This is a genomic window from Streptomyces sp. NPDC058001, assembly GCF_042886315.1.
Taxonomy (GTDB): domain Bacteria; phylum Actinomycetota; class Actinomycetes; order Streptomycetales; family Streptomycetaceae; genus Streptomyces.
The window spans coordinates 537,078-560,142 of the sequence record NZ_JBHVQT010000004.1; the positions used below are offsets into that span (position 1 = coordinate 537,078).

The 23,065-nt window shown below is 70.6% G+C and carries 23 protein-coding genes; 12 read left to right on the plus strand and 11 right to left on the minus strand.

Going from position 1 to position 23,065, the window contains the following annotated elements; all coding sequences use genetic code 11:
* Positions 1-174 precede the first annotated feature (174 nt).
* Entirely contained in the window at positions 175-825 is a 651-nt protein-coding gene (locus ACFVT5_RS12210) for a DUF461 domain-containing protein (protein WP_389884906.1), read from the plus strand.
* 168 nt (positions 826-993) lie between these two features.
* Here ACFVT5_RS12210 and ACFVT5_RS12215 read toward each other — a convergent pair whose 3' ends face one another.
* Complete coding sequence (locus tag ACFVT5_RS12215; protein ID WP_033322296.1) at positions 994-1,674, minus strand: response regulator transcription factor; 681 nt, start codon at positions 1,672-1,674, stop codon at positions 994-996.
* Entirely contained in the window at positions 1,671-2,939 is a 1,269-nt protein-coding gene (locus tag ACFVT5_RS12220; protein WP_389884909.1) for a sensor histidine kinase, read from the minus strand. Before ACFVT5_RS12220 ends, ACFVT5_RS12215 begins: the two co-directional genes overlap by 4 nt.
* A 213-nt stretch (positions 2,940-3,152) precedes the next feature.
* On the opposite strand from ACFVT5_RS12220, the gene phoU reads away from it, so the two are divergent.
* Positions 3,153-3,833 (plus strand): phosphate signaling complex protein PhoU, encoded by a 681-nt coding sequence (gene phoU / locus ACFVT5_RS12225; RefSeq protein ID WP_389884912.1) that lies wholly within the window; start codon positions 3,153-3,155, stop codon positions 3,831-3,833.
* Between the two features lie 126 nt (positions 3,834-3,959).
* Here phoU and ACFVT5_RS12230 read toward each other — a convergent pair whose 3' ends face one another.
* Entirely contained in the window at positions 3,960-4,112 is a 153-nt protein-coding gene (locus ACFVT5_RS12230) for a hypothetical protein (RefSeq protein ID WP_389884915.1), read from the minus strand.
* Positions 4,113-4,545: 433 nt separating this feature from the next.
* On the opposite strand from ACFVT5_RS12230, the gene ACFVT5_RS12235 reads away from it, so the two are divergent.
* Positions 4,546-6,336 (plus strand): trypsin-like serine protease, encoded by a 1,791-nt coding sequence (locus tag ACFVT5_RS12235; RefSeq protein ID WP_389884917.1) that lies wholly within the window; start codon positions 4,546-4,548, stop codon positions 6,334-6,336.
* Between the two features lie 94 nt (positions 6,337-6,430).
* Entirely contained in the window at positions 6,431-7,042 is a 612-nt protein-coding gene (locus ACFVT5_RS12240) for a DUF4291 domain-containing protein (protein ID WP_389884920.1), read from the plus strand.
* A gap of 49 nt (positions 7,043-7,091) precedes the next feature.
* Here the strand turns inward: ACFVT5_RS12240 and ACFVT5_RS12245 are convergent, their stop codons facing one another.
* Positions 7,092-8,369, minus strand: coding sequence for an MDR family MFS transporter (locus ACFVT5_RS12245; RefSeq protein ID WP_389884923.1), 1,278 nt, complete (start codon positions 8,367-8,369; stop codon positions 7,092-7,094).
* A gap of 200 nt (positions 8,370-8,569) precedes the next feature.
* Between ACFVT5_RS12245 and ACFVT5_RS12250 the strand changes: the two genes are divergently transcribed.
* The 4 genes from ACFVT5_RS12250 (at position 8,570) to ACFVT5_RS12265 (ending at position 11,413) form a co-directional block, all read left to right on the plus strand.
* The gene (locus ACFVT5_RS12250; protein ID WP_389884925.1) at positions 8,570-9,331 is read left to right on the plus strand and encodes a phosphoglyceromutase; all 762 of its coding nucleotides are present in this window, start codon (positions 8,570-8,572) and stop codon (positions 9,329-9,331) included.
* A 413-nt stretch (positions 9,332-9,744) separates the two neighbouring features.
* Positions 9,745-10,332 (plus strand): hypothetical protein, encoded by a 588-nt coding sequence (locus tag ACFVT5_RS12255; RefSeq protein WP_389884928.1) that lies wholly within the window; start codon positions 9,745-9,747, stop codon positions 10,330-10,332.
* A complete protein-coding gene (locus ACFVT5_RS12260) occupies positions 10,329-10,901 on the plus strand; it encodes a signal peptidase I (RefSeq protein WP_389884931.1) in 573 nt (190 codons plus the stop codon). The genes ACFVT5_RS12255 and ACFVT5_RS12260 overlap by 4 nt, the downstream gene beginning before the upstream one ends.
* 107 nt (positions 10,902-11,008) lie before the next feature.
* On the plus strand, positions 11,009-11,413 hold the full coding sequence (locus tag ACFVT5_RS12265; RefSeq protein ID WP_389884934.1) for a hypothetical protein: 405 nt from the start codon (positions 11,009-11,011) through the stop codon (positions 11,411-11,413).
* Here ACFVT5_RS12265 and ACFVT5_RS12270 read toward each other — a convergent pair whose 3' ends face one another.
* On the minus strand, positions 11,414-12,421 hold the full coding sequence (locus ACFVT5_RS12270; protein WP_389884937.1) for a ferric reductase-like transmembrane domain-containing protein: 1,008 nt from the start codon (positions 12,419-12,421) through the stop codon (positions 11,414-11,416). It lies immediately after the preceding gene.
* Between the two features lie 220 nt (positions 12,422-12,641).
* Between ACFVT5_RS12270 and ACFVT5_RS12275 the strand changes: the two genes are divergently transcribed.
* Complete coding sequence (locus ACFVT5_RS12275) at positions 12,642-13,385, plus strand: hypothetical protein (protein WP_389884940.1); 744 nt, start codon at positions 12,642-12,644, stop codon at positions 13,383-13,385.
* A 55-nt stretch (positions 13,386-13,440) separates the two neighbouring features.
* Positions 13,441-14,208, plus strand: a complete 768-nt coding sequence (locus tag ACFVT5_RS12280; protein WP_389884943.1) for a sigma-70 family RNA polymerase sigma factor — start codon at positions 13,441-13,443, stop codon at positions 14,206-14,208.
* Here ACFVT5_RS12280 and ACFVT5_RS12285 read toward each other — a convergent pair.
* From ACFVT5_RS12285 to ACFVT5_RS12295, 3 genes are all read right to left on the minus strand, one after another.
* A complete protein-coding gene (locus ACFVT5_RS12285; protein WP_389884945.1) occupies positions 14,120-14,611 on the minus strand; it encodes a hypothetical protein in 492 nt (163 codons plus the stop codon). The genes ACFVT5_RS12280 and ACFVT5_RS12285 overlap by 89 nt on opposite strands.
* 76 nt (positions 14,612-14,687) lie before the next feature.
* Positions 14,688-15,383: a class I SAM-dependent methyltransferase gene (locus ACFVT5_RS12290; protein ID WP_389885293.1), complete on the minus strand. Its 696-nt coding sequence runs from the start codon at positions 15,381-15,383 to the stop codon at positions 14,688-14,690.
* Positions 15,384-15,626: 243 nt separating this feature from the next.
* A complete protein-coding gene (locus ACFVT5_RS12295; protein ID WP_389884948.1) occupies positions 15,627-16,313 on the minus strand; it encodes a TetR/AcrR family transcriptional regulator in 687 nt (228 codons plus the stop codon).
* 79 nt (positions 16,314-16,392) lie between these two features.
* Between ACFVT5_RS12295 and ACFVT5_RS12300 the strand changes: the two genes are divergently transcribed.
* Positions 16,393-17,919, plus strand: coding sequence for an MFS transporter (locus ACFVT5_RS12300; RefSeq protein ID WP_389884951.1), 1,527 nt, complete (start codon positions 16,393-16,395; stop codon positions 17,917-17,919).
* The gene (locus ACFVT5_RS12305) at positions 17,919-18,692 is read left to right on the plus strand and encodes an SDR family NAD(P)-dependent oxidoreductase (protein ID WP_389884954.1); all 774 of its coding nucleotides are present in this window, start codon (positions 17,919-17,921) and stop codon (positions 18,690-18,692) included. Before ACFVT5_RS12300 ends, ACFVT5_RS12305 begins: the two co-directional genes overlap by 1 nt.
* Positions 18,693-18,750: 58 nt before the next feature.
* Here ACFVT5_RS12305 and ACFVT5_RS12310 read toward each other — a convergent pair whose 3' ends face one another.
* The 3 genes from ACFVT5_RS12310 to mshA form a co-directional block, all read right to left on the minus strand.
* Entirely contained in the window at positions 18,751-20,445 is a 1,695-nt protein-coding gene (locus tag ACFVT5_RS12310) for a glycosyl hydrolase family 28-related protein (protein WP_389884957.1), read from the minus strand.
* Between the two features lie 129 nt (positions 20,446-20,574).
* Positions 20,575-21,072 (minus strand): YbjN domain-containing protein, encoded by a 498-nt coding sequence (locus ACFVT5_RS12315; RefSeq protein WP_389884960.1) that lies wholly within the window; start codon positions 21,070-21,072, stop codon positions 20,575-20,577.
* Positions 21,073-21,427: 355 nt separating this feature from the next.
* Positions 21,428-22,777 (minus strand): D-inositol-3-phosphate glycosyltransferase, encoded by a 1,350-nt coding sequence (mshA, locus tag ACFVT5_RS12320; RefSeq protein WP_389884962.1) that lies wholly within the window; start codon positions 22,775-22,777, stop codon positions 21,428-21,430.
* Positions 22,778-23,065: the final 288 nt, after the last annotated feature.

The following is a 23,065-nucleotide window of genomic DNA, read 5'->3' on the forward strand; positions in this document are numbered from 1 at the left end:
TGCCGGTGCTGGTGCCGGTGCCCGGGGGGGGCGGTAGGGGCGGGTCGGGTGCGGTGGCGCCGGAACGGCTCGGTAGCCTAAGGCCGCTGACACACCCTGGGGACGGCTTCGTGGCCGTCCGCACCGCCGTACCGCCACGTCCGTATCGCCCCCGTTCTAGGAGTTGCCGCCGCCGTGAGCCGCAGCCTTCGACGCGGCACCCTCGCCGCCACCGTCCTCGCGTTCTCCGTCGCCTCGCTCGCCGCGTGCGGTGCCGGGACCAACGCGCAGACGCTTCAGGTCAAGCCGGACAACGCCGCCACGTCGGTAGGCGACATCCAGATCCAGAACGCGACGATCATCACGCAGCCCGACCCCAAGGCGACCGGGCCCGCCGTGGTCTCCGCGACCGTCTTCAACCACGGCACGTCGGACCAGACACTGGACTCCATCACGGTCACCGGTACCGGCAAGGCCGCCCTCAAGCCCGCCACGGGCAGCGGGCCGCTCACCGTGCCGGCCGGCGGGTCCGTGGTCATCGGTGGCAAGGGGAACGCGTCCGCCGTGCTGGCGAGCGGCCGGGAGTCCGTCCAGAACGGGAACGCGCAGCCGGTGACGTTCACGTTCAGCAAGACGGGGGACGTGAAGCTGGAGTCGTTCGTCGTGCCCGCGTCGGGTTACTTCTCGGGCTGGGGCCCGAGCGAACTCCCCAGCCCTTCGGCATCCCCGTCGACCTCGCCCTCGACCTCACCGGGCACCTCGACGTCCTCACCGGGCGCCCCGGGCTCCACCCCGTCGGGTTCACCGTCCGAGTCGACATCGGAGTCAGCGACGACTGGCCACTGACACGGCCCCCTCACGGGGACACGCGAAAAGGACGGGACCCATGCGGTTCCCGTCCTTTCACGGTGCCGACCGAATACCCAGAGCGAATGCCTCGGCTACCGACAAGGCCACCGAACACACGCCGTCGTGGCGGCGGAAATCAACCCCCGTGGGGCCCCGGACTGCGGTTTACGGCTCGAACTTGTAGCCGAGACCTCGTACCGTCACCAGGTAGCGCGGGGCACCCGGGTCGGGTTCGATCTTGGCGCGGAGGCGCTTCACGTGGACGTCCAGCGTCTTCGTGTCGCCCACGTAGTCCGCGCCCCAGACGCGGTCGATGAGCTGCATGCGGGTCAGAACGCGTCCGGCGTTCCGCAGGAGCATTTCGAGGAGGTCGAACTCCTTGAGCGGGAGGTCGACCTTGGAGCCCGAGACCGTGACCACATGGCGGTCCACGTCCATACGGACCGGGCCCGCCTCCAGCGCGGCCGGGGTGACCTCCTCGGGCTCCCCGCGGCGACGCAGCACGGCGCGGATCCGGGCGACCAGCTCGCGCGAGGAGAACGGCTTGGTGACATAGTCATCGGCTCCTATTTCCAGGCCGACCACCTTGTCGATCTCGCTGTCCTTGGCGGTGACCATGATCACCGGGACATTGGAACGGCTGCGCAGCTGACGGCAGACCTCCGTACCGGGAAGTCCCGGCAGCATCAGGTCCAGCAGGACGAGGTCGGCGCCATTGCGCTCGAACTCGTCGAGACCGTCGGGCCCGGTGGTCGCGATGGCGACCTCGAAGCCCTCCTTGCGGAGCATGTACGACAGGGCGTCGGAGAAGGATTCCTCGTCCTCGACGACGAGCACTCGGGTCACGGAAGGACCTCCGGGGCAGGAAGCGGTTCATACGGGGATGATGAGACGGATGTCTCGGGCTGCCCGTTCTCGTCCTCGTCGATGAGGCCGGGCTCCAGGGGCGCGCGGTCACGGGCCGCGCCCGCCTCCGGTAGCCGCAGGGTGAACGTGGAGCCCTGACCCTCGGAGCTCCACACCGTGACCTCCCCGCCGTGCGAGGCGGCCACGTGCTTGACGATGGCAAGTCCCAGACCGGTGCCTCCCGTGGCGCGGGAGCGGGCCGGATCGACCCGGTAGAAGCGCTCGAAGATGCGCTCCTTGTCCTTGTCGGAGATGCCGATGCCCTGGTCGGTGACGGCCAATTCGATGAGGTCACCGCCGGACACGAACACCCGGCGCGCGGCTATTCCCACGCGGGTACGGGCCGGGCTGTAGTTGACGGCATTCTCGACGAGATTGCCGAGGGCAGCCGCGAGCTGTCCGCGGTTGCCCCAGATCTGAAGGTCGGCGGTTCCCCCGGACGCCATGGTGATCTGCTTGGTGCCCGCCTGGTGCCGGCACCGGTCGATCGCCTCGACGACGAGTTCGTCGACGCGGACCGGTTCGGCGTCCTCCAGCGGGTCGTCGTTCTGCACCCGGGAGAGGTCGATGAGTTCCTGGACCAGGCTGGTCAGCCGGGTCGCCTCTATCTGCATCCGCCCCGCGAACCGCTCCACGGCCTCGGGGTCGTCCGACGCGTCCATGACGGCCTCGGACAGCAGTGACAGGGCGCCGACGGGGGTCTTCAGCTCATGGCTGACATTCGCGACGAAGTCGCGGCGTACCGCCTCGATACGGCGGGCCTCGGTGAGGTCCTCGACCAGCAGGAGCACCAGCCGGGAGCCGAGCGGAGCGACCCGCGCGGACACGGCGAGCGCCTCGCCGCGGCCGGTGCCGCGCCGCGGCAGATCCAGCTCCACCTGCCGTATCTCGCCGTCCCGCCGGGTGTCGCGGGCCATCTGGAGCATGGGCTCCACGGCGAGCTTCCCGCCGCGTACCAGACCGAGGGCGTACGCGGCCGAGCTGGCCTTGACCACCGCGTCCCCCTCGTCGAGCACCACGGCCGACGAGCGCAGGACCGACAGCACCGTGTCGACACCGGGCGGCAGTACGGGGTCGGTGTGCAGCGAGGTCCGCGTGGGGCGTTTCTGGTCGCGCTCGCTCCAGCGGAACGCCAGCATGGCGATGACACCGGTGCACACCCCGGCGATCGCTGCCGCTGCGGCGACCGCCGCGTTCACGTCCATGTCCCCAGGTTATGCACGGTCTGTCCCGCATCCACAGCCATCCGGGTGTCAGCTCGAACACTCGTCGCCCAGAGTTCACTGAGGGGACAGGGGTGATTCACTTGCGATGCCGGAAACCGTCGCGTACGGACCGGATCGTGGGAGCGTGGGGATCGACGGGCCCCTGAACCCCAGAGTGAACCCCCAGATGACGTGAGAGAGGGACGAGCCACCATGCGGGACGCGTACCACGAGGAACTTGACTCGATCGGCGAGGACCTGGTCGAGATGGCCCGGCTCGTCGGGTCGGCGATAGGACGCGCCACCACCGCGATCCTCGACTCCGATCTGAAACTGGCGGAGAGCGTGATCGCCGCCGACCAGAGGGTGGACGATCTCCAGCACGACCTGGAGGCTCGGGCCATAGCCCTGCTCGCACGGCAGCAGCCCGTGGCGACGGATCTTCGGATCGTGGTCACCTCCCTGCGGATGAGCGCCGACCTGGAGCGTTCCGGCGACCTCGCCCAGCATGTCGCGAAGCTGGCCCGGCTGCGCTTCCCCAACCGTGCCGTCCCGCACGACCTGCACGCCACGATCCTGGAGATGGGGCAGCTCGCGCAACGCCTGATGGCGAAGGCCGCCGAGGTCATCGTGACGAAGGACGTCGATCTGGCGATGCAGCTGGAGCAGGACGACGACGAGATGGACCTGCTGCACCGCACGCTGTTCCAGCACCTGATAGACGAGCGCTGGCACCACGGCATCGAGACGGCGGTCGACGTGACGCTGCTCGGCCGGTACTACGAGCGGTTCGCGGACCACGCGGTGTCGGTCGCCAAGCGCGTCGTGTACCTGGTGACGGGCGAGCACGCGGACGAGCTGTCCGCCGCGCCCACGCCGGTCGAGGGTGCCTGACTCCCTCACGGACAGCGGACAACGGACAACGGACAGCGGACAGCGGACAGCGCGCGGTTTCCGGACATACGAAGTGCCCCGCACGGGTGACCGTGCGGGGCACTTCGTCTGCCGGTTGCGCGTGCGTCAGCAGGCGCCGCCGCACTGGCAGGGGCCGCCGCTCTGGCAGCCGCACTGGCAGCCCGGGCCGCAGCCGCAGGCGCCGAGCAGCACCAGCGCGGGCAGCCCCGGCGTCGCGGTCGGCTCGGGAATGGTGTCGGGCTTCGGGGACTCGGCCATGGGTTCCCTCCCAGCGAGGACATCGAGGCACACCGCCTCCTGCCCATTGCATGCCCACGCCACCGGGCGCATCAACGGCGCACACGCGCGCGAATCGCGAGGATCCCGCCCGGTGCCGGGCCAGTGCCGGGCCAGTACCGGTGCCCGGTCAGGTGAACGCCGGGCGACCTGGCCGGGTCCCTGTGGCCAACCGCCGGCACGCGACGGAAGAACACCTGCGGGACGTACGGGGCGGGCGTGGTCCGGGGGGTCGGCGCGGCCCTACTATCACTCCGCCGGAGGGGGGCTCCGCGGTGTTCGTCGGCTGTATGAAGCGGTACCGAGCGGTCCGGAGCGAAACCGAACCGTGCCGACGGGACTTCACGCTGAGGCGCGTGCGCGTACGACGCCCTGCCCCGGCCCACTCTCACGTCACTCTCAGGGGGGTTCCTGAATGACTCTTGCCCATGACCGGTACCGGCGGTCCAGACGCGGGGGCGCGGCGCTGGCCGGGTTCGCGCTGACCGCGGCGCTCGCCGGGGGCGCGCTCTCCGTGCCCGCCGCGGCCTCGTCGGCGACGCCGGCACCGTGGCGCGGTGCGGCGGCCGGTGCCGGTACGACGATCCCGTCCCCGTACACCGCCGCGCCCGACGCCGTACTGCGCGAGCGCGTGGTGGGGGCGGCCGGGGCGACCGCCGAAGAGGCCGGGGCGCCGGCACGATCCGCGCGGACCGGGGCCGGTCCGACCCCGTTCATCATCGGCGGCGCCGAGACCGCCATCTCGTCGGCGCCGTGGATGGTGCAGCTCGGCTACTACGACGCCGCCAAGGACGAGGGCTACTTCTGCGGCGGCACGCTCGTCGCCGCCGACAAGGTCCTCACCGCGGCCCACTGCGTCGCCGGACTCAACTGGTCGCGCAACGGCGCGGTGCTCGCCGGGGCCACGAATCTGGACGACGCGGCCTCCGGGACCGTCGCCGGGGTGCACCGGCAGTGGCAGCACCCGAAGTACAGCGCCACGACGCTCCGCAACGATGTCGCGGTCCTCACCCTCGACCGCGCCATTGACCAGCGTTGGCTCCGGCTCGCCGCGTCCGACGACAGCGCCCTGTACAAGGCGGGCACCAGCGGCACCGTCTACGGCTGGGGCCTCACCTCCGGCGCCGACGACGCGACCCTGTCGGCGAAGCTCCGCAAGGTGACGCTGCCGATGGTCGCCGACTCGACGTGCAATACGGCCATGAAGGGGGTGCTCGGCGCGGACTGGTTCGCCGAGGGCTCCATGGTGTGCGCCGGTACGCCCGCCTCCGGCGCGGACGCCGGGACGAAGTCCACGTGCAGCGGTGACTCGGGCGGCCCGCTCGTGGTCGGCGGCAAGGTCGCGGGCATCGTGTCCTGGGGCGTCGAGGGCTGTACGGCCAAGGGCGCGTACCCGGTGTTCACCAAGGTCAGCTCGTACATCGGGGCGGCTCAGCCCCGTATCGACGACACGGATCTGACGTGGGACGGGCGGGCCGATCTGTTGGCGCGGACCCCGTCGGGCGGACTGTTCCAGCTCAACAGCAAGGGCAGTTCGCTCGCGACGCGCGCCTACGCGTCGGCGGGCTGGCAGTCGATCAGTTGGGGCATGCAGGTCGACCTCGACCGCGACGGCTACCAGGATCTACTGATCCGCGACAAGGCCGACGGGAAGCTGTACCGGGAGTACCGCGACCATGACGCCGGCGCGTGGAAGTGGATGCAGGTGTCGTCGGTGTGGGGCGGCTACAGCTCGTACGCGGTGCCCGGGGACCTCACCGGGGACGGGCGGCCCGATCTGATGGCCGTCGACTCGTCGGGCAACGCCTACCTCTACCCCGGCAAGGGCAACGGGCAGTTCTACGGCAAGGTCCAGATCGTCAAGGGCGCCTGGAAGGGCGTGAAGCTGCTCGGCCGTGGCGACCTGAACGGGGACGGCAAGGCCGACCTGCTGGTCCGGGACAAGTCCCAGACGCTGTGGCTCTACCGGGGCACCGGCAAGGGGAAGACTCCGTTCGCGAGCCGGATCAAGGCGCGTACCGGCTGGAACTTCACGGCGATGGTGGCCAACGGCGACATGAACGGCGACGGCATCCCGGACGTCCTCGCCCGCACCTCGACGGGAACGCTGTACCTGTACCCCGGCACGGGCAAGGCGTCCACGGCACTGTTCGGCGCCCGCAAGTCCCTGGGCACGGGCTTCAACCAGTACAACGCCCTGTTCTGACGGGGGGGTTCCGAGGCGGCGGTGCTGACGCGGCGATGCTGACGCGGGCTATTTCGATGGCGCGGTCGCACCGCCGCCCTGCACCCTGTTCGGTATGACCGAGTTCGGTACGACCGCGTACCCGACCCCCCGTCCCGTCCGTGAGATCCGCGCCGCGCAGACCCCGACCACCCTGACCGTCTATCAGGCGTACGGGCCGGAGATCGGGAACACCGCCGCGCGTGACGGACGGTTCGGGGGCGGGTGGCGGCGGGAGCGGATGACCTGGGTGAAGCCGTCGTTCCTGTGGATGATGTACCGCTCCGACTGGGGCACCGCCGAAGGGCAGCAGGTGGTGCTCGCCGTCGAGATCACCCGGAGCGGTTTCGAGTGGGCGCTGAGCCATTCCTGTCTGTCGCACTACAAGCCCGGGGTGCACGCCGATCGGGCCGCCTGGAAACGGGAGTTGCGGCAGTCCCCCGCGCGCGTGCAGTGGGATCCCGAACGCGATGTGCGGCTGCGGCCCCTGCCGTACCGGGCGCTTCAGCTCGGGCTCTCGGGCGAGGCCGCGCACCGGTACGCGGACGAGTGGATCGTCTCGATCAGCGATGTGACGCCGTTGGCGCACCGGGTGCGTGGGCTGGTGCGGGAGGGGCGGGTCGAGGAGGCCGGGCGGCTGCTGCCGGAGGAGCCGCCGTACGAGACCTCTGTGACCGGGGCCCTTTGACCGGGGCCCCTTAACCGGGGCTCTTCAGACGTTGCCCTGGCGGATGTGGTCAGGCTGCGACCTCGTCCGTGGGGGCGGGTGTCGGATTCGGAGCCGATTCCGGTGCCGGGGTCTCCTTGGCGGCGGGCCCCCGCATCACGACCCAGTACCCGCCCGCGGCCACCGTGCCGACCACCGCGCAGCCCGCCCACAGCCAGTCCGCGCCGTACCGGTCGATCATGAAGCCGGACATCAGGGGGGCGATGAGGGCCGCGACCGACCAGGACAGGGTGTACATGCCCTGGTAGCGCCCACGGCCGTGCGTCGGTGAGAGGCTGACGACGAGGCTGGTCTGGGTGGGGGCGTTCACGATCTCCGCCAGCGTCCACACGCAGACCGTGAGCGCGAAGACGCCGACCGACCCGGCGAAGGCGGTGAGCCCGAACCCGTACCCCGCGATAAGCGATGACAGGACGAGCAGCCGCCGGGGGTCCCGGTGTTCGATGAAACGGGTGACCGGGATCTGGAGGGCGACGATCAGGACACCGTTGACGGCGAGTGCCATGCCGTAGTCGGCGGGTGTGAATCCGGCCTGGCCCATCGCGACCGGCAGTCCGACGGCGCCCTGCTGGAAGATCAGCGCGACGAGGAGCGACAGCCCGACGACGGCCATGAACCGCCCGTCCCGCAGCACATGGCCGAGCCCGACCTCCGGCTCGGCCGCCTTCTCCTGCGCGGTGCGGACGGGCCGCGACTCGGGCAGCTTGACGAAGACGACGATCGCGCAGATCAGGGTCATCGCGGCCTCGGCGAGAAATCCGGCGAGATAGCTGTACTCGGCGACGAAACCGGCGCCGGCGGCGGAGACCGCGAAACCGAGGTTGATCGCCCAGTAGTTGAGCGAGAACGCGCGGACCCGGTCCTCGGGGCGCACGATGTCCGCCATCATCGCCTGCACGGCGGGCCGCGACGCATTGCTGGCCATACCGACGAGGAACGCGACGCCCGCGATGGCGACCGGGTGCTGCACGAACCCGAGCAGGGCGACCGTCACCGCCGTGGACGACTGCGCGATGAGGAGCGTAGGGCGTCGCCCGAGCCGGTCGGTCATCACACCCGCGCCGATCGACGAGACGACCCCGCCGAGCCCGAGCAGTGCGGCGATGAGACCGGCGTACGAGGCGGAGTACCCGCGGTCGAGGGTGAGGTAGAGGGCCATGAAGGTCGCCACGAAGGCGCCGAGGCGGTTGACCAGGGTGCTGAGCCACAGCCACCAGAACGCGCGGGGCAGCCCCGAGACGCTCTCCCGGACGGCACGCCGTATCCGTCCCTCATGTGCGCGTGACATAGGTCCCCCCGGCGGCCGGTGTGTCAGTGACGATGTAAGTGGCTAATGCGCCGAGCACACGTTACGAGGAGGGGGTCGCGCGGCGCCAGTCGATTGACGGCGACAGTCAATCGACGGGGCGGTGGGCGGCGAGTGGGCAGCGGGTGGCCACTGGGCGGACGCATGGGTGGGGGGCCATGGGGGTCGATTAGGCTCGGGTCATGGCCGACGCACCGTACAAGCTGATCCTCCTCCGCCACGGCGAGAGCGAGTGGAACGCGAAGAACCTGTTCACCGGCTGGGTGGACGTCAATCTCACCGAGAAGGGCGAGAAGGAGGCGGTCCGCGGCGGTGAGCTGCTGAAGGACGCCGGCCTGCTGCCCGATGTCGTGCACACCTCGCTCCAGAAGCGCGCGATCCGTACCGCGCAGCTCTCGCTGGAGGCCGCCGAGCGCCTCTGGATCCCGGTCCACCGCAGCTGGCGACTGAACGAGCGGCACTACGGTGCGCTCCAGGGCAAGGACAAGGCGCAGACGCTCGCCGAGTTCGGCGAGGAGCAGTTCATGCTCTGGCGCCGCTCGTACGACACACCGCCGCCCCCGCTGGCGGACGGCACCGAGTACTCGCAGTCGGACGACCCGCGTTACGCGTCGATCCCGCCGGAGCTGCGTCCGCGCACGGAGTGCCTCAAGGACGTCGTCACCCGCATGCTGCCGTACTGGTACGACGGCATCGTCCCCGACCTCCTGGCCGGCCGCACGGTCCTGGTCGCCGCCCACGGCAACAGCCTCCGCGCCCTGGTCAAGCACCTCGACGGCATCTCGGACGAGAACATCGCGTCCCTCAACATCCCGACAGGCATCCCCCTCACCTACGAACTGGACGCCGACTTCAAGCCCCTGACCCCCGGCGGCACCTACCTCGACCCGGACGCAGCGGCAGCGGCCATCGAGGCGGTCAAGAACCAGGGCAAAAAGAAGTAACCTCTTTGATCATGCCTCCCACCTGCGCGTGCGGCGCGGATGGGAGGCGTTTTCATGTCCCGAAACCACGACCGGGCCCTCTGATCCACCCCTCGTTACGCGCGCCGCATGCGCTTCCTCGTCGATCGGCACAGCCGGAACGAGCCGAGCGGGCCCTGGTGGTCGGCCGACGCGGACTGCGTTGCGTCGTTCGGCCGACAGCGGTCGCTGGTGGTCATCAGGCGCGATGTCATGGCAGTGCACCCCGCGCCCGGAGCGGATGTGCGGCGGGTCTCACACTTCGGGCAGGCGAACCCGCACCGGGGAATCGAGCCGCCATCAGACGCCGGATCGCGACACGGAGCGGCACCGCCGCAGGCAAGACAGAAGGAGACAATATGCTGCAGAAGCGGAGCAATTGAACGGAGTTGGCGATGGCTCGCCCCTGGCTGAACGTGCTGGCACACGTGGTTCCCGTTCCGTTCGGACTACTGCTCAGCGGTGCTCTGGTCTGGGCTGCCACCAACGCCGACTGGAGCGGGACCAGCAGCAACAGCGGCAACACATGGACCGCCGGCTCGGTGGGGCTGGCCAATGACAGCAACGTACCCATGTTCCGCATCGACGACATGCGGCCGGGCGACACGGGCTCCAACTGCATCAACATCAAGTCGAACGCCGACTTCCCCACCGCGCTCAAGCTGTACGGCAACTCACCGAACTGGCCAAGCAACTTCCAATCGTTCATCAACCTCAAAATCGAGGTGGGCAGGGGCGGCACCTTCGGGGACTGCAACGGCTTCACTCCGCACAAGAGGGCGTTCGACGGCACCCTGGACCAGTTCATGGCCCTGTACACCGACTTCCGCACCGGCGTGGGTCCCTGGACGCTGTCCGGCAAGCCACCCAACTCGTTGAGCTTCCGTTTCGTGTGGAAGTTCAGCCCGACGGCACCCAACAGCTCACAAGGCGCGGCCACCAACGAGGCGTCCTTCACCTGGGAGGCGCGGGAACAGAAGTGACGCTCCCCAGTGACCCAGCCGCCGGTGTTCTCCGCCGACCCACGGCCGAAGGCGACCCGCACCCGATCCGGGTGGCGGGCTCGGTCATCTCGCGTACCGTGCTCGGCTCGATGGTGGGGCTGCTGATGTGGGCGCACTTGCCCGTGATGGCGCTGGGCTGGACAGCGGGTGTGGTGCAGTCCGGCTCCATGCGTCCCGCCCTCGCGCCGGGCGACGTCGTCCTCTACCAGCCAACACAGCGCGACCGCGCACCGGCCGTGGGCCAAATCGTGCTGGCCCTGGACCCCACCCGACCCGGCCGTCTGCTCACCCACCGGGTCCACCAAGTACTTCCCGACAACGCCCTGATCACCAAAGGCGACGCCAACTCCACACCGGACTCCACACCGATCCGGCCCACGGCACTCCAAGGCGTCGCACGATTGCGCGTGCCCTGGATCGGACTGCCCGTCCAACTCTGGCGCGCCAAGCAGCTCGTGCCCGGGGCGATCGCGCTGCTCGGACTTGCCACTCTGCTCGCGCTTGCCGCACTGCCACTGCGCAGCCACCGCCACAGCCGACAGAAGTAGCCGCGGCGGCTTGCCCCGGCGGCCGGTTCCGATGCCCTGCCCCAGGGTGTTTCGGGGGTTCTTGCTGGTCAAGGGGTGTTGTCAGTGGGGGGCGCTACGTTGAGGGGATGATCAGTAAACCGTCTGAGCGGTGGCGTGTTCGTGTGGTGGAAGAGGCTCAGGAGGTGGCCGCGGGGCGGCGGGAGCCTGAGTGCGCGGTGTGGGCGCGGCTGTTTCCGGAGTCGTTGCTCGATGCGACGGATGGGGCGCTCGCCGGGTTCGAGGCCGAGGTCGCCGGGTTGTCCGCGGGGGCCTCGGACGACGAGGTGTTCGGAGTGGTCGAGCGGGTTGTCGTCACGCTCAACGGCATCAATGAAGCTCACGGTGGCAGTGGGTTCGAGACCGGGGAGCGTGAGGAGTTGTGCGACTACATCCACCGCACGCTCACCGGGCACGGCATCGACATACCCGCCCTCGCCGAGCGCAACGGCATGGGCGCCCATGAGATCACCGACAAGTGGCGCGATTGGTGATCACCCGTGGTTGTGCGTCGATGACGTGTCCTCGGGGGGTTCCGTTCTGCCACCGTCACGGCCCGTTGCCAGTACCGCCACCAGAGCCACCAGGATTCCCGCCGCCAGCACCCTGCCGGTGAGGCGAGTCGTCCAGCCCGTCGCCGAACCCGGGTGGTCACGGAGTGCGCGCAGGCGTTCCGAGCGGCGGGCCGGGGCGAGCAGGCGGAGCAGGAACAGGGCGGCCAGGGGGAGTTGGAGCAGCCAGATCGTGGTGCGGAACCAGCCGTCGTACCAGACGTTCGTGCCATACAGGAGGGTGTGCCAGACCGACAGGATGTAGACCGCGATCACGAAGCGGTGCAGGACGCGCCAGGTCTTCGGGCCGATGCGGTGGCGTACGTAGAAGAGGAGGCCCAGCGGTATCGCCAGGTACAGGGCCGCCTGGCCGACCGGGATCGCTATGCGGCCGGTGCCCGAGTCGTAGCCGCCGGGGACGAACGCCTCCACGAACGCGGTGCCCACGCGCGCGTACCACGCGTCCGTGTCGTGCCGGATCAACTCCACCGCGAACAGCAGCGCGTGGGCGGTGATCAGGGCGATCGTGTTGAGGCTCGTGGTGCGGTGGAGGCGTTCCAGGGACGGGCCCGACCACGGCAGCCACCCCGGGCGCGGGCCCGACAGGAGCAGGCCCAGGATCACCGTGCCCCAGGCCCAGAGCAGCGCCGACCAGCCGAACGCCTGGCTGAGGAAGTACACCCAGAACGCGCCCGCATCCGCCATGAACGGCATCACCGTCACGGTCGATGACGTCTTCGCACGGATACGGAGATAGAGGACGCCGAAGATCGCCGCCGTGACCAGCAGTGCGATGGCGCCGTCCAGGAGGGAGGCGCGGAGGTCGGAGCGGAGCGTTGTACGGGGGGTGGGGGACGCGGGCACGACGGGCTTCTTCGGCTCCGGCACCGTCTCCTCCGGTTCCGTCACCGCCCCCGGTTCCGGCGCCGTCTCTTCCGGATTCGATCGCATCGCCACCGCTTCCCCTCCGCCGACACCAGGACCCGGACCCGCGCCGCGCCTTCCGGTGCAGGAGTCGGACCGGCTCGCACGAAAGTTCCCCCAGCCCTCCCCGTACGAATGTGACGTGCATCACGCCACTCCCGTGTCCTGATTACCACCCTCAACAGCCGTTCCGTCCACATCAGTTGCGCTTCCCCGCCTCCCCCACGTGCCTGACACCATGGCGGGCATGCGCGCCGGACCGGGACTCCGCGTCGCCCACACCGCGGTACTCGCCGCGGTGTGCCTCGTGCTGTCCGGGCTCGGACACGCCCTGTCGTCGGGCATGTCGCCGTCCCCGTGGGCGTACGCGGTCGCGCTCCCGCCGCTCTGCGCGGGCGGCTGGCTGCTGACCCGTACGGAACGTTCCGCTTCGGTCGTCGTCAGCTTCTGCGCTGTCGTCCAAGTCGCCCTGCACGGGCTGTACGGGCTGGTCGCCCATCACGGTTCGTCGGCGCATTCCGGTACCCGACCGGGTCACGGGTCCCACCTCATGGCGCCCGGCATGACCCACGGATCCGCCCACCCGCCACCTTCCGACTCCCCCGCCGACTCCCTCGCCGATTCCCCCGGCGAAGTCCCCACCGAAGTCCCCGCATCGCTCGCCGACGTCCTCGACGGGCTCACCCCCGGCATGACCGCCGCCCACCTCGTCGCCGGTGCCGTCTGCGGCTGGTGGCTCTGGCGCGGTGAGCGGGCGCTGCGCCAACTCGCCCGTGCCCTGCGCCTGTTCGCCGGGGCGCCGCTGCGACTGGTCGGCGCGCGACTGCGGTTCGCCCGCGCCGTACTCGGTGCCGTACTCGGCGGTGCCTACTCCGGGCCGCCGCCCGCCGCGCCCGTCCCCGTACGTGACCGCCGCCCGGCCCGGCTCCCGGCATCCGTCGCCCTGTTGCGCGCCGTTCCCCGGCGCGGCCCCCCGCTCCTTCCGTCCTGAGTCGACTCCCCACCCCCTCACGGGCCCCGCGCCCGGACGCGAAGGACAATCTGCGATGCCCCCTGCCCGCACACCGATTCCCCCTGCCCGTAAGGCACTTGAGACACCGACGACCCGCGCCCGTGACGAACGCGACGCCGAGGTCACCACCTGGGCCATCGCCGCCGGTCTCGGCGACCGGCGCGCCGCCGAACTCTTCGTCCACGCCACCTACGACGACGTACGCCGCTTCGTCGCCCATCTCACCGCCGACGTACGCGGCGCGGACGACCTCACCCAGGAGACCTATCTGCGCGCGCTGACGAGTCTGCGCGGGTTCGCCGGGCGGTCCTGCGCGCGGTCCTGGCTGCTGGCCATCGCGCGGCGCGTGGTCGTGGACCGGTACCGGCGGGCCGCCGCGCGGCCCCGGATCGCCGAGACCACCGACTGGCTCGGCGCCGCCGATCGCGCGCAACCGCGCCATCTGCCCGGATTCGAGGAGTCCGTGGCACTGGCCGATGCCCTCGACGCGCTGGAAACCGGCCGCCGACAGGCGTTCGTGCTGACGTGTCTGCTCGGCCTGTCCTACGCGGAGGCGGCGGACGCGCTCGGCTGTCCCGTGGGGACGATCCGGTCCCGAGTGGCTCGGGCCCGCCGGGACTTGGCGGAGGTATGGACCGAGCCGACCCTCACACCTGCCGCCGCATCCGACGCATCCGATGCTCCCGAAAATTCCAACACGTCCGTTGCTTCCATCACTTCCGTCGCTTCCGTCGCTTCCGTCGCTTCCGTCGGACCGACACACCCCACAGCGCCATCGGCAGCACCACGCTCTGGACGCTGACCGCGAACCAGAACACGGCCGCGTCACCCACCTGTTCGGCGGCCCCGTACAACGGGCCGCCGAACAGGGCGGCGGCGAAGGCGCCGAGCCCCGCCGCCAGCCGCTGCCGGCCGAAGACGGTCGCGGCGGGCGCCCGGGAACGTTCCAGCGCCTCCAAGTCGTTACGGAGGAAGAGCACGGTCTCCGCGAAACAGAGCAGCACCGCCCCGAGCACGATCCCGACCCCGACCGCCGTACCGGTATCCGTCCCCGTATCGGTCCCTGCGACTCCGCCCGCCCCGATGACCGCCGTCCCCACGGCCATCGCCGCGAACCCGAGCCGAAGCGACCGCCCGTACGGGAGTCCGGCGATCCAGTCCGCGAGCAGCGGCTGGGCCACGACAAGCAGCAGCGCGTACGCCATGAGGACCGAGCCGGGTTCGTCAACTGCTGCATGGCGTACGGGTCCTCCGGTTGGGGGTGTGAGGGCCGGGACGGGGTCAGGCGGCGGCTCTGCCTCGGACCACGAGGCGCCGCGCGTGCTGGTCGTACGGCCCGCCGTCGAAGTCCCCGAAGCACGCGACCTCGGTGAACCCGGCCGCCACGAACAGGTCGTGCAGTTCGGCCGCGCTGTAGAGGAAGGAGTGGATCGAGGCGGTACGGGCGGTCGCGCCGCGTACGAGGGTCCAGTCGGTACGGAGCCTGCGCCAGCTGTCGAGGACGGTGTCGCGCTGGACGACATACGCGCCGTCGGGCAGGTCCACGGCCTGCGGGCGGCCGATCCAGCCGGCCAGGACCTCCTTGCCCATGACGTCGACGAGGAGGTGGCCGCCGGGCGCGAGGCTGCGGCGGGCGTTGCGCAGGACCTGGAGGTTGTCGGCGGGGTCGGCGAAGTACCCGAACGACGTGAAGAGGTTGAGGATCACGTCGTACGCGCCGGGTTCGGTGTGGTCGAGCATGTCCGCGTGGAGCAGGCGTACGGAGGCCCCGGCCGTGTCGCAGGCGGTACGGGCCGACTTCAGCATGGCGGGGCTGAGGTCGACGCCGGTGACCTCGTACCCGCGCGCGGCGAGCGGGACCAGGAACAGGCCGGGGCCGCAGCACAGGTCGAGGACCCGGGACCCGGCCGGGAAGTCGAGGAGGGCCGCGTCCCGGACGAGCGCGGCGACGGACGCGGCGCGTTCACCGGAGAACATGGCGGGCGCGAAGTCCACCCAGAGATCGTCGTCGGCGTACCAGTCGGGGTCGTACGAAGTGGGGTCGCACGAGGCGGGGTCGCACCGGGTGGGGTCCGGGTCGTTACGGCTCATGTCCCACGTGTCGTCCGGCAAGTGCCGTGAGTTCCCGGGCGGTTGGGACGCGTGAGGGTACGAGGGCCGGATGACCGCGTGTCCGGGTGTGCGCGTACTCGGGTGTTCGGGTCTGCGCGTACCCGCGTATCAGAGCGTGGCGGCGCCCCGGTCTTCCGCTCCGCCGAACGCCCGTAGGAACGTCTCGACGGCCGCCCCTGTGACCTCCACCAGTTCGGCGTCCGCGATCTCCCGGGTGCCCATCTGTGAGCGGGCCTCCATCGGGCCGATGAGCAGGGCCAGGAAGTGTTCGGCGGCCCGCGTGGGGTCGGTTGCGTGCAGCCGGCCCGCGAGCGCGAGCCGTGCCAGGCGGTCGGCGAGGGCCTGCACCAGGCGGTGCGGTCCGTGCTCGCTGACGATGACCAGGGCGTCGGGGAACCGCGTGACCTCGGCGTACAGCAGGCGCCGCAGCGCGCAGGAGCGGTCGTCGCAGTGCAGCCGGAGCAGCGCGAGCCCGACGTCGTGCAGGGTGGCGCGCAGGTCGTCGCCGGGTGCGAGGAGCGGTTCGAGCGCGGCCAGCTTGTCGTGCAGCGCGGCCCGCGCCGCCGCGTCGAGCGCGTGCCGGAACAGGGTCGCCTTGTCGGTGAGGTGGTTGTACACGGTGGGCTTGGCCACGCCCGCCTCGTCGGCGATCTCCTGGACGCACGCCTGGGCGTATCCCTGCCGCGCGAACACGGTGAAGGCGCCATCGAGGATCGCCTGCCGTTTGTCGATCCGGCCGCGGGACGGGCGGGGGGCGGTCGCCGAGGAGGTGCCAGGTGTGGTGGTGGCTGCCATGCCGCTCATTGTACCCACGGGTTCATTTATCTGGCCGGGCTGGTTGCACATGAACTCGTCGGATCGTTAGCTTGAACCCATGAGTTCAAAAACGCCGGACGGTGACCTCGGTGACCGTCTGGACCCACGTCTGCTCGGCCTGATCGCCGTGATTCTGCTCGGCGGACTCCTGGGCATCCTCAACAGCACGATGGCCGCGGTGGCGAGCGACACCCTGGCCTCGGCACTCGACACCTCGCTGGGCACGGTCGGCTGGGCCTCGACCGGGTTCCTGCTGGCCGTCACGGCGACCATTCCGTTCACCGTCTGGGCGGTGGACCGGTTCGGCGGCAAACGGCTGTGGCTGACCGGACTCGCCCTGTTCCTGGCGGGTTCGCTGGCCGCCGGGCTCGCGTGGAACATCGGCAGCCTGATCGCCTTCCGCGTCCTCCAGGGCGTCGGCGCCGGACTGCTCGATCCGCTGGTGCTGATCCTGCTGGCACGCGCCGCCGGTCCGAGCCGGGCGGGCCGGGTGATGGGTCTGATGGGCGTGGTCCTTTCGCTCGGCCCGGTACTCGGCCCGATCGCGGGCGGTGCCGTCCTGAACGCCCTGCCGTGGCGGTGGATGTTCCTGCTGAGCGTGCCGGTCGGACTGATCGCGTACGGGCTCGCGGTACGGGTCGTCCCGGCCGATCCCGCACGGACCGACACCCCGGCGCCCGGCCCCCGCCTCGACGTGCTCGGCCTCGCCCTCCTCGGCCCCGGCTTCGCCGCCCTCGTCCTGGCCCTCTCCCGGACCGCCGAACAGACCACCCTCGCCGCCTGGCAGGCCCTCGTACCGCTGACCGCGGGCGCCGCGCTGCTCATCGGCTACGGAGTCCACGCCCTGCGCACCCGTACCCACACCGGCACCGGCATCGGCACCGGCACCGGCACCGGCACCCGGAGCACACCGCCCCTCATCGACCTGCGGCTCTTCGCACACCGTGGCTTCTCGGCGAGCGTCACGATCATGGGCCTCAGCGGTCTGGTCACCTTCGCGGCGCTGTTCACGCTGCCGCTCTACTACCAGCAGGCGCACGGTCGGGGTGTGCTCGCCGCCGGGCTCCTGATGGCTCCGGTCGGACTCGGCAGCGCCCTCGCGATGCCGCTCGCCGGACGGCTCTCGGACCGGCTCGGCGCACGCGGACTCGCCACCGGCGGCGGGGTCGTGGCCGTCGCCAGTGGTCTCGCGCTCACCCGGATCGGCGCGGAGACCCCCGAACTGTGGCCCGCGACGGCCGCGTTCACCCTCGGCCTGGGTCTGGGGTCCGTGACCGCGCCCACGATGGGGTCCCTGTACCGGGCGCTGCCCGCGCCGATGGTGGCGCAGGGCAGCTCGGTGCTCTACATGCTCAACCAACTCGGCGCGGCCCTCGGCGTCGCCCTGGTCACGCTCGTCCTGGAGACCTCGGGCGACGCCATCTCCGGCTTCCGCAACGTCTTCTGGCTGACCGTCACCGCGAGCCTGGTCGTCCTGGCCGCTGTCCCATTGCTGCCCCCAGCCACCGGGGCCACCGGGGCCACCGGGGCCACCGGCGACTCCACCCACGAACCGCCCGTACGCACACCCGAGAGGACATCCTGATGAAAACCCTGGTGATCACTGGCGGCACGGACGGCATGGGCAGGGAACTCGCGCGTACGTATGTGGCCAGGGGCGACACCGTCGTCATCGTCGGACGGGACGCCGAGAAGGCGAAGACCGTGCCGGGTGCCGTCTTCGTGCCGGCGGACCTGAGCCTGATCAGCGAGAACCGGCGGGTCGTCGAGCGGATCAACGCCGACTTCCCGGCGGTGGACGCCCTGGTGCTGTGCGCCCGGTACTTCCGCGCGACCCGGCACGAGACCGCCGAGGGCATCGAGAGCGTCTTCGCCCTGGACTATCTGAGCCGCTTTCTGCTCAGCCACGGTCTGACCGCCCCGAAGACCGTCGTCAACGTCTCCGGGCCCGGCGTCCCCGGGGGCCGTATCCACTGGGACGACCTCATGCTGACGCGCGGCTACGACGGAATGGCCGCCCAGTTCCAGGCGGGCCGGGCCAACGACCTGCTCGGCGTCGCGTACGCGGCCCGGCACGCCACGGACGGCCGGCGGTACGTACTGATCCACCCCGGTTCCGTATCCACCGGTGTCCGCGGCGAGTTCGACGCGGCGACCGCCGCCCACGTCGCCCGCCTGAAGAAGTACGGCAAGCCGGTGGCGGAGGGCGTCAAGCCGATCGTCGCCCGGATCGACGCCCCGCCGACCGCGCCCCTGAGCGCCTTCGTCCTGCATGAACCGGCCGACCTGGACGACCCGTCGTTCGACCCGACGGCGGCGGAACGGCTCTACGACCTCTCTCTGAAGCTGCTCGGCTGAAAGCGCCCCCACGCGCGCGGGAGGGCGCTTTCGGTGGCCGCGGCTCTACAGGTGATGCCTAGAGGTCACGCTGGGCGTCGTACAGATTGCGTGGGCGGACCTCGTCGGTCGTCCCGTACAGCTCCAGGCGCGCGTTCAGATCGCCGGTGAAGTCGGGTACGTCGATCTGGTCGAACTCGGTGACCTCGTTGACGCCGACGGTGGCGCTCCAGGGCGCGAGTCCGTCGATCTTCATCAGCCCCGCGCGGCCGTTGGTGACGCGGATGTTCCAGTGGGTGAACCGGGCGCCGAACAGGGGTCCCGCGATGGCGTCGCCGCCGTGCCGGCCGTTGTTGTTCACGGTGATGTCGGTGCGCACGTTCGCGAAGGGCATCCCGCGGTGGCTGTCGAAGGTGCCCATCCGCATGTCGCCGCGCGACCACACGTTGTACGAGGACAGTCCCTCGACGTTGATGCCGTGCAACTGGGTGCCCGAGGGCGCCGGCACCGTGCGCTGCTCGATCGTGAAGTCCTCGATGAGGTTGTCGTGCGCGCCCTCGCGGCAGAAGTACGGGTGGTGCGCACCGCGTCCGGCGACCCGGGTCCGGCGCAGGGTGCACGCGGAGGCGGCGACCAGTCCGAAGCCGTTGTCGACGTGCCGTACGCAGACGTCGTCGGCCCAGCAGTCGTACGCGCACTGGAAGGTGACGCCGTTGTAGCCCTTGTCCAGGAGGTGCGGGGACTGCGGGGTCTCGACGGCCTCCAGGGTCAGGCCCTCCACGCCCGAGCCGGTCAGCGCCTCGACGTGCGTGGTGAGCCGCGGGTCCCACTCGGGGCGTACGTCGAGCGGCAGCGGGCGCTCGAAGGTGACCTTGTGACCGCGCACGGAGGCGATCCGTACGGGCCACTCGTACGGCACGTAGGAGGTGAGCTTGGTCTTGTCGTCCCAGGAGTACGCCTCAGGTCCCGGTCCGTCGCCCGCCATGTGCTTGAGGAGCCCGTGCGCCGGGTCGTCGGCGAGCCGCAGCAGGACCAGGTCGCCGCGGCGGAGCTTCGACGCGTCGGCGACCCTGACCGACCAGGAGCCGCGCAGCGCGGGCTCGACCGTGGTCAACGTGGACCACTCGTCGCGCTGGTTACCGGTCCAGCCCTCGAAGGGCCACGCCTTTGCCTTGATCGCGTCGGTCAGCGTACGGAAACGGTCCTCCGGGCAGAGCCAGATGAGTCCGCCGGCCCAGGACCAACTCGACTTGTCACCGCCGTAGCGGGAGCCGTAGACGCCGATGAGGTCGGTGAGGTGTTTCGTCGCGTACAGCTTGGTCCGGCCGCTGCCCGCGCCGCGCAGGACGACGTTCGAGTGCCCGATGTGGATCAGATCGTCGATGCGGTACGTGCCCGGGGGAAGCAGAACCGTGCCACCGCCGGCCCTGCCGGCAGCGGCGATGGCACGGTTGATCGCGGGCGCCGCGTCGCCGGAGCCGTCCGCCTGGGCGCCGTACTGAAGGACGTTCGCGACGACCGGGCGGCGCGGAAGGCGCCGCTCACCACCGTGCGCGCCGGCGCGGCCGACGTAGGGGATCTGGGGGTGCGTGAAGGGGTCGCGGACGTACTCCCGCCACAGATCGGGCGTGCGGCCGGGTGTCCGACCTGGGCCGCCTCCGCTCGCCACCGCGGTGCCACCGCTCACGGCGAAGGCCGCCACGGCGACGGCGCCGCCGAGCAGAGCGCGCCGCCCGAGCCCTCCGCCGCAAAGGTGCTGATCCTGCTGATCCATGCGCCCGCCTTCCATGGATGTGAACAGAGTTCATATCTGCGTCGGCGGTGAGCATGCCATGGCGACGATGGGACGGGAAAGAGGCTTGCGCCACCTAATTGCGAGCCAATTACGAGAGTGGGAAGGGGGTCACTCCGCTGGGCGCTGCGTCAGATGCGTGAACGCGTCCAGGTTCCGCGTGGACTCGCCCCGGGACACCCGCCAGGCGTACTCCTTGCGGATCGCGGAGGCGAATCCCAGCTCCAGGAGCGTGTTGAAACCACCGTCGGCCGCTTCGAGTACGGAACCGAGCAGCCGGTCCACCTCGTCGGGGGTGACGGCGGCGAGGGGCAACTTGCCGACGAGATAGACATCGCCGAGCGGATCGACCGCGTAACTGACGCCGTACAGCTTGAGATTGCGCTCAAGAAGCCACCGGTGCACACCCTCGACGTTCTCATCGGGATGCCGCACCACGAACGCGTTCAACGACAGCGAGTGCTTCCCGACGATCAGGGACACGGTCGTCGACAACTTCCGAGTCCCGGGCAACTTCACGACAAACACCCCGGGCTCAGGACTCTCCCACTCCACATCAACACCGGCATCGGCCAACACCTGCTCGATGATCACGGCTACGTCGGACATGGGGGGGAGCGTACGGGACGAGGGGACGCGACCGTTGGTTCCGGGGACGAAATGGCGGGTACCGCAATTCGGCGAGGGCCGGAACCCCTCTCATTCCAAGTGCCGGGGGCGAGATGGGCACAGCCCCTCAGGGCGGCAAGGGGCGGCAGCCCCTCCCAATCCCGCCGCAACGGCGCTCAACCAAGACGACGGCACCCGGGGGGCGAGGCGGCGCAGCCCCTCATCCCTCGGTGCCGGGGTGGCGAGGGGCGGCAGCCCCTCCCAATCCCGCCGCAGCGGCGCTCAGCCACGACGGCGGCACCCGGCGGTGCCAAGCCAAGGCTCCCGGGCATCCGGGGGCGAGGGGCGCAGCCCCTCAGTTCTGCCGGGTGCGGAGCCTAACGCGGCGGTGATCCCCCACCGCCCCCATATAAACCTCCGCCGTAGCCAACGCGGCGGTGTCCCAGCCGAAAGACCCGGCGTGCCGGGCCGCCGCCGCGCCCATCCGCGTACAGAGGTCCGGGTTGTCGGCGAATTCGCGCAGCACGCGCGCGTAGGCCCCGGGTTCGTGGCCGTGGACCAGGATGCCGGTCACCCCGTCCCGTACCGCGACGGGCAGTCCGCCGACCGCGGCGGCGAGCACCGGCGTACCGGCCGCCTGAGCCTCTATGGCGACCAGGCCGAAGGACTCGCTGTACGACGGCATCACCAGGACCGACGCGGCCCGGAACCAGTCCGCGAGCTGCTCCTGCCCGACAGGCGGCCGGAACCGTACGACATCCGCGATCCCCAGCCGCGCGGCCAGCTTCTGGAGCCCTTCCGGCTTGGCGAGCCCGGTGCCGCTGGGGCCGCCGACGATCGGAACAACGAGCCGCCGGCGCAGATCGGGGCACTCGTCGAGGAGTACGGCGACCGCGCGCAGCAGTACGTCGGGCGCCTTGAGGGGCTGGATACGGCCCGCGAACAGCGGCACCAGGGCATCCTGCGGCAGACCGAGCCGGGCCCGTGCGGCGGCGCGACCGTCGGCCGGACAGAAGCGGTCCAGATTGACGCCGGGATGGACGACGGCGACCTTGCCGGGGTCGGACTCGTAGTACCGAACCAGTTCGTCGGCCTCTTCGGCGGTGTTGGCGATGAGGCGGTCGGCGGCACGTACGACCTGGGTCTCGCCGATGACGCGGGCGGCGGGCTCCGGGGTGTCGCCCTCGGCGAGCGCGGCGTTCTTGACCTTGGCCATGGTGTGCATGGCGTGCACCAGGGGGACGCCCCAGCGTTCGGACGCGAGCCAGCCGACGTGCCCGGAGAGCCAGTAGTGCGAGTGGACGAGGTCGTAGTACCCAGGCCGGTGCCGGGCCCACGCCTGCATCACACCGTGGGTGAACGCGCAGAGCTGCGCCGGCAGCTCCTCCTTGGCCAGGCCCTCGTACGGGCCCGCGTCCACATGGCGTACGAGCACGCCGGGCGCCAGCTCGACCGTGGGCGGCAGGGCACCGGTCGTCGCGCGCGTGAAGATCTCGACCTCGATATTGATCGCGGCGAGACGTTTGGCCAGCTCCACGATGTAAACGTTCATGCCGCCGGCGTCGCCCGTGCCGGGCTGGTGCAGCGGTGACGTGTGCACGCTCAGCATGGCCACGCGCCGTGGCCGCCTGGACGTGCCCGGCAGCCGCAGCCGGGACGGGGATACGGCGGAACGTCTCCCGAGCCTGCTGACGTACTGGCTCACGAAGCGGTCCTCCTTGCGGCTCCTACGGCTACGGTCCCGGCGCACGCGCCCTCCCAAGGACACGCCCCGAACCGATGAACACGTAATCCCCCCACCCCCATTTCCACTTTGCCAAACAATTACCCACCCGAACTCAACCCCCACGGAGAGCCACCGGCACCCACGCCCACCCCTTCCCACCCCACCCCGTTGTGGGCAGGCGTTCCGCACGGCGGAACGGGTGGGCACAACGCCAAGTGCCGGCGCCCCCGAAGCAAGGGGCAAGGAAGCCACTCAGCCCGGATGCCG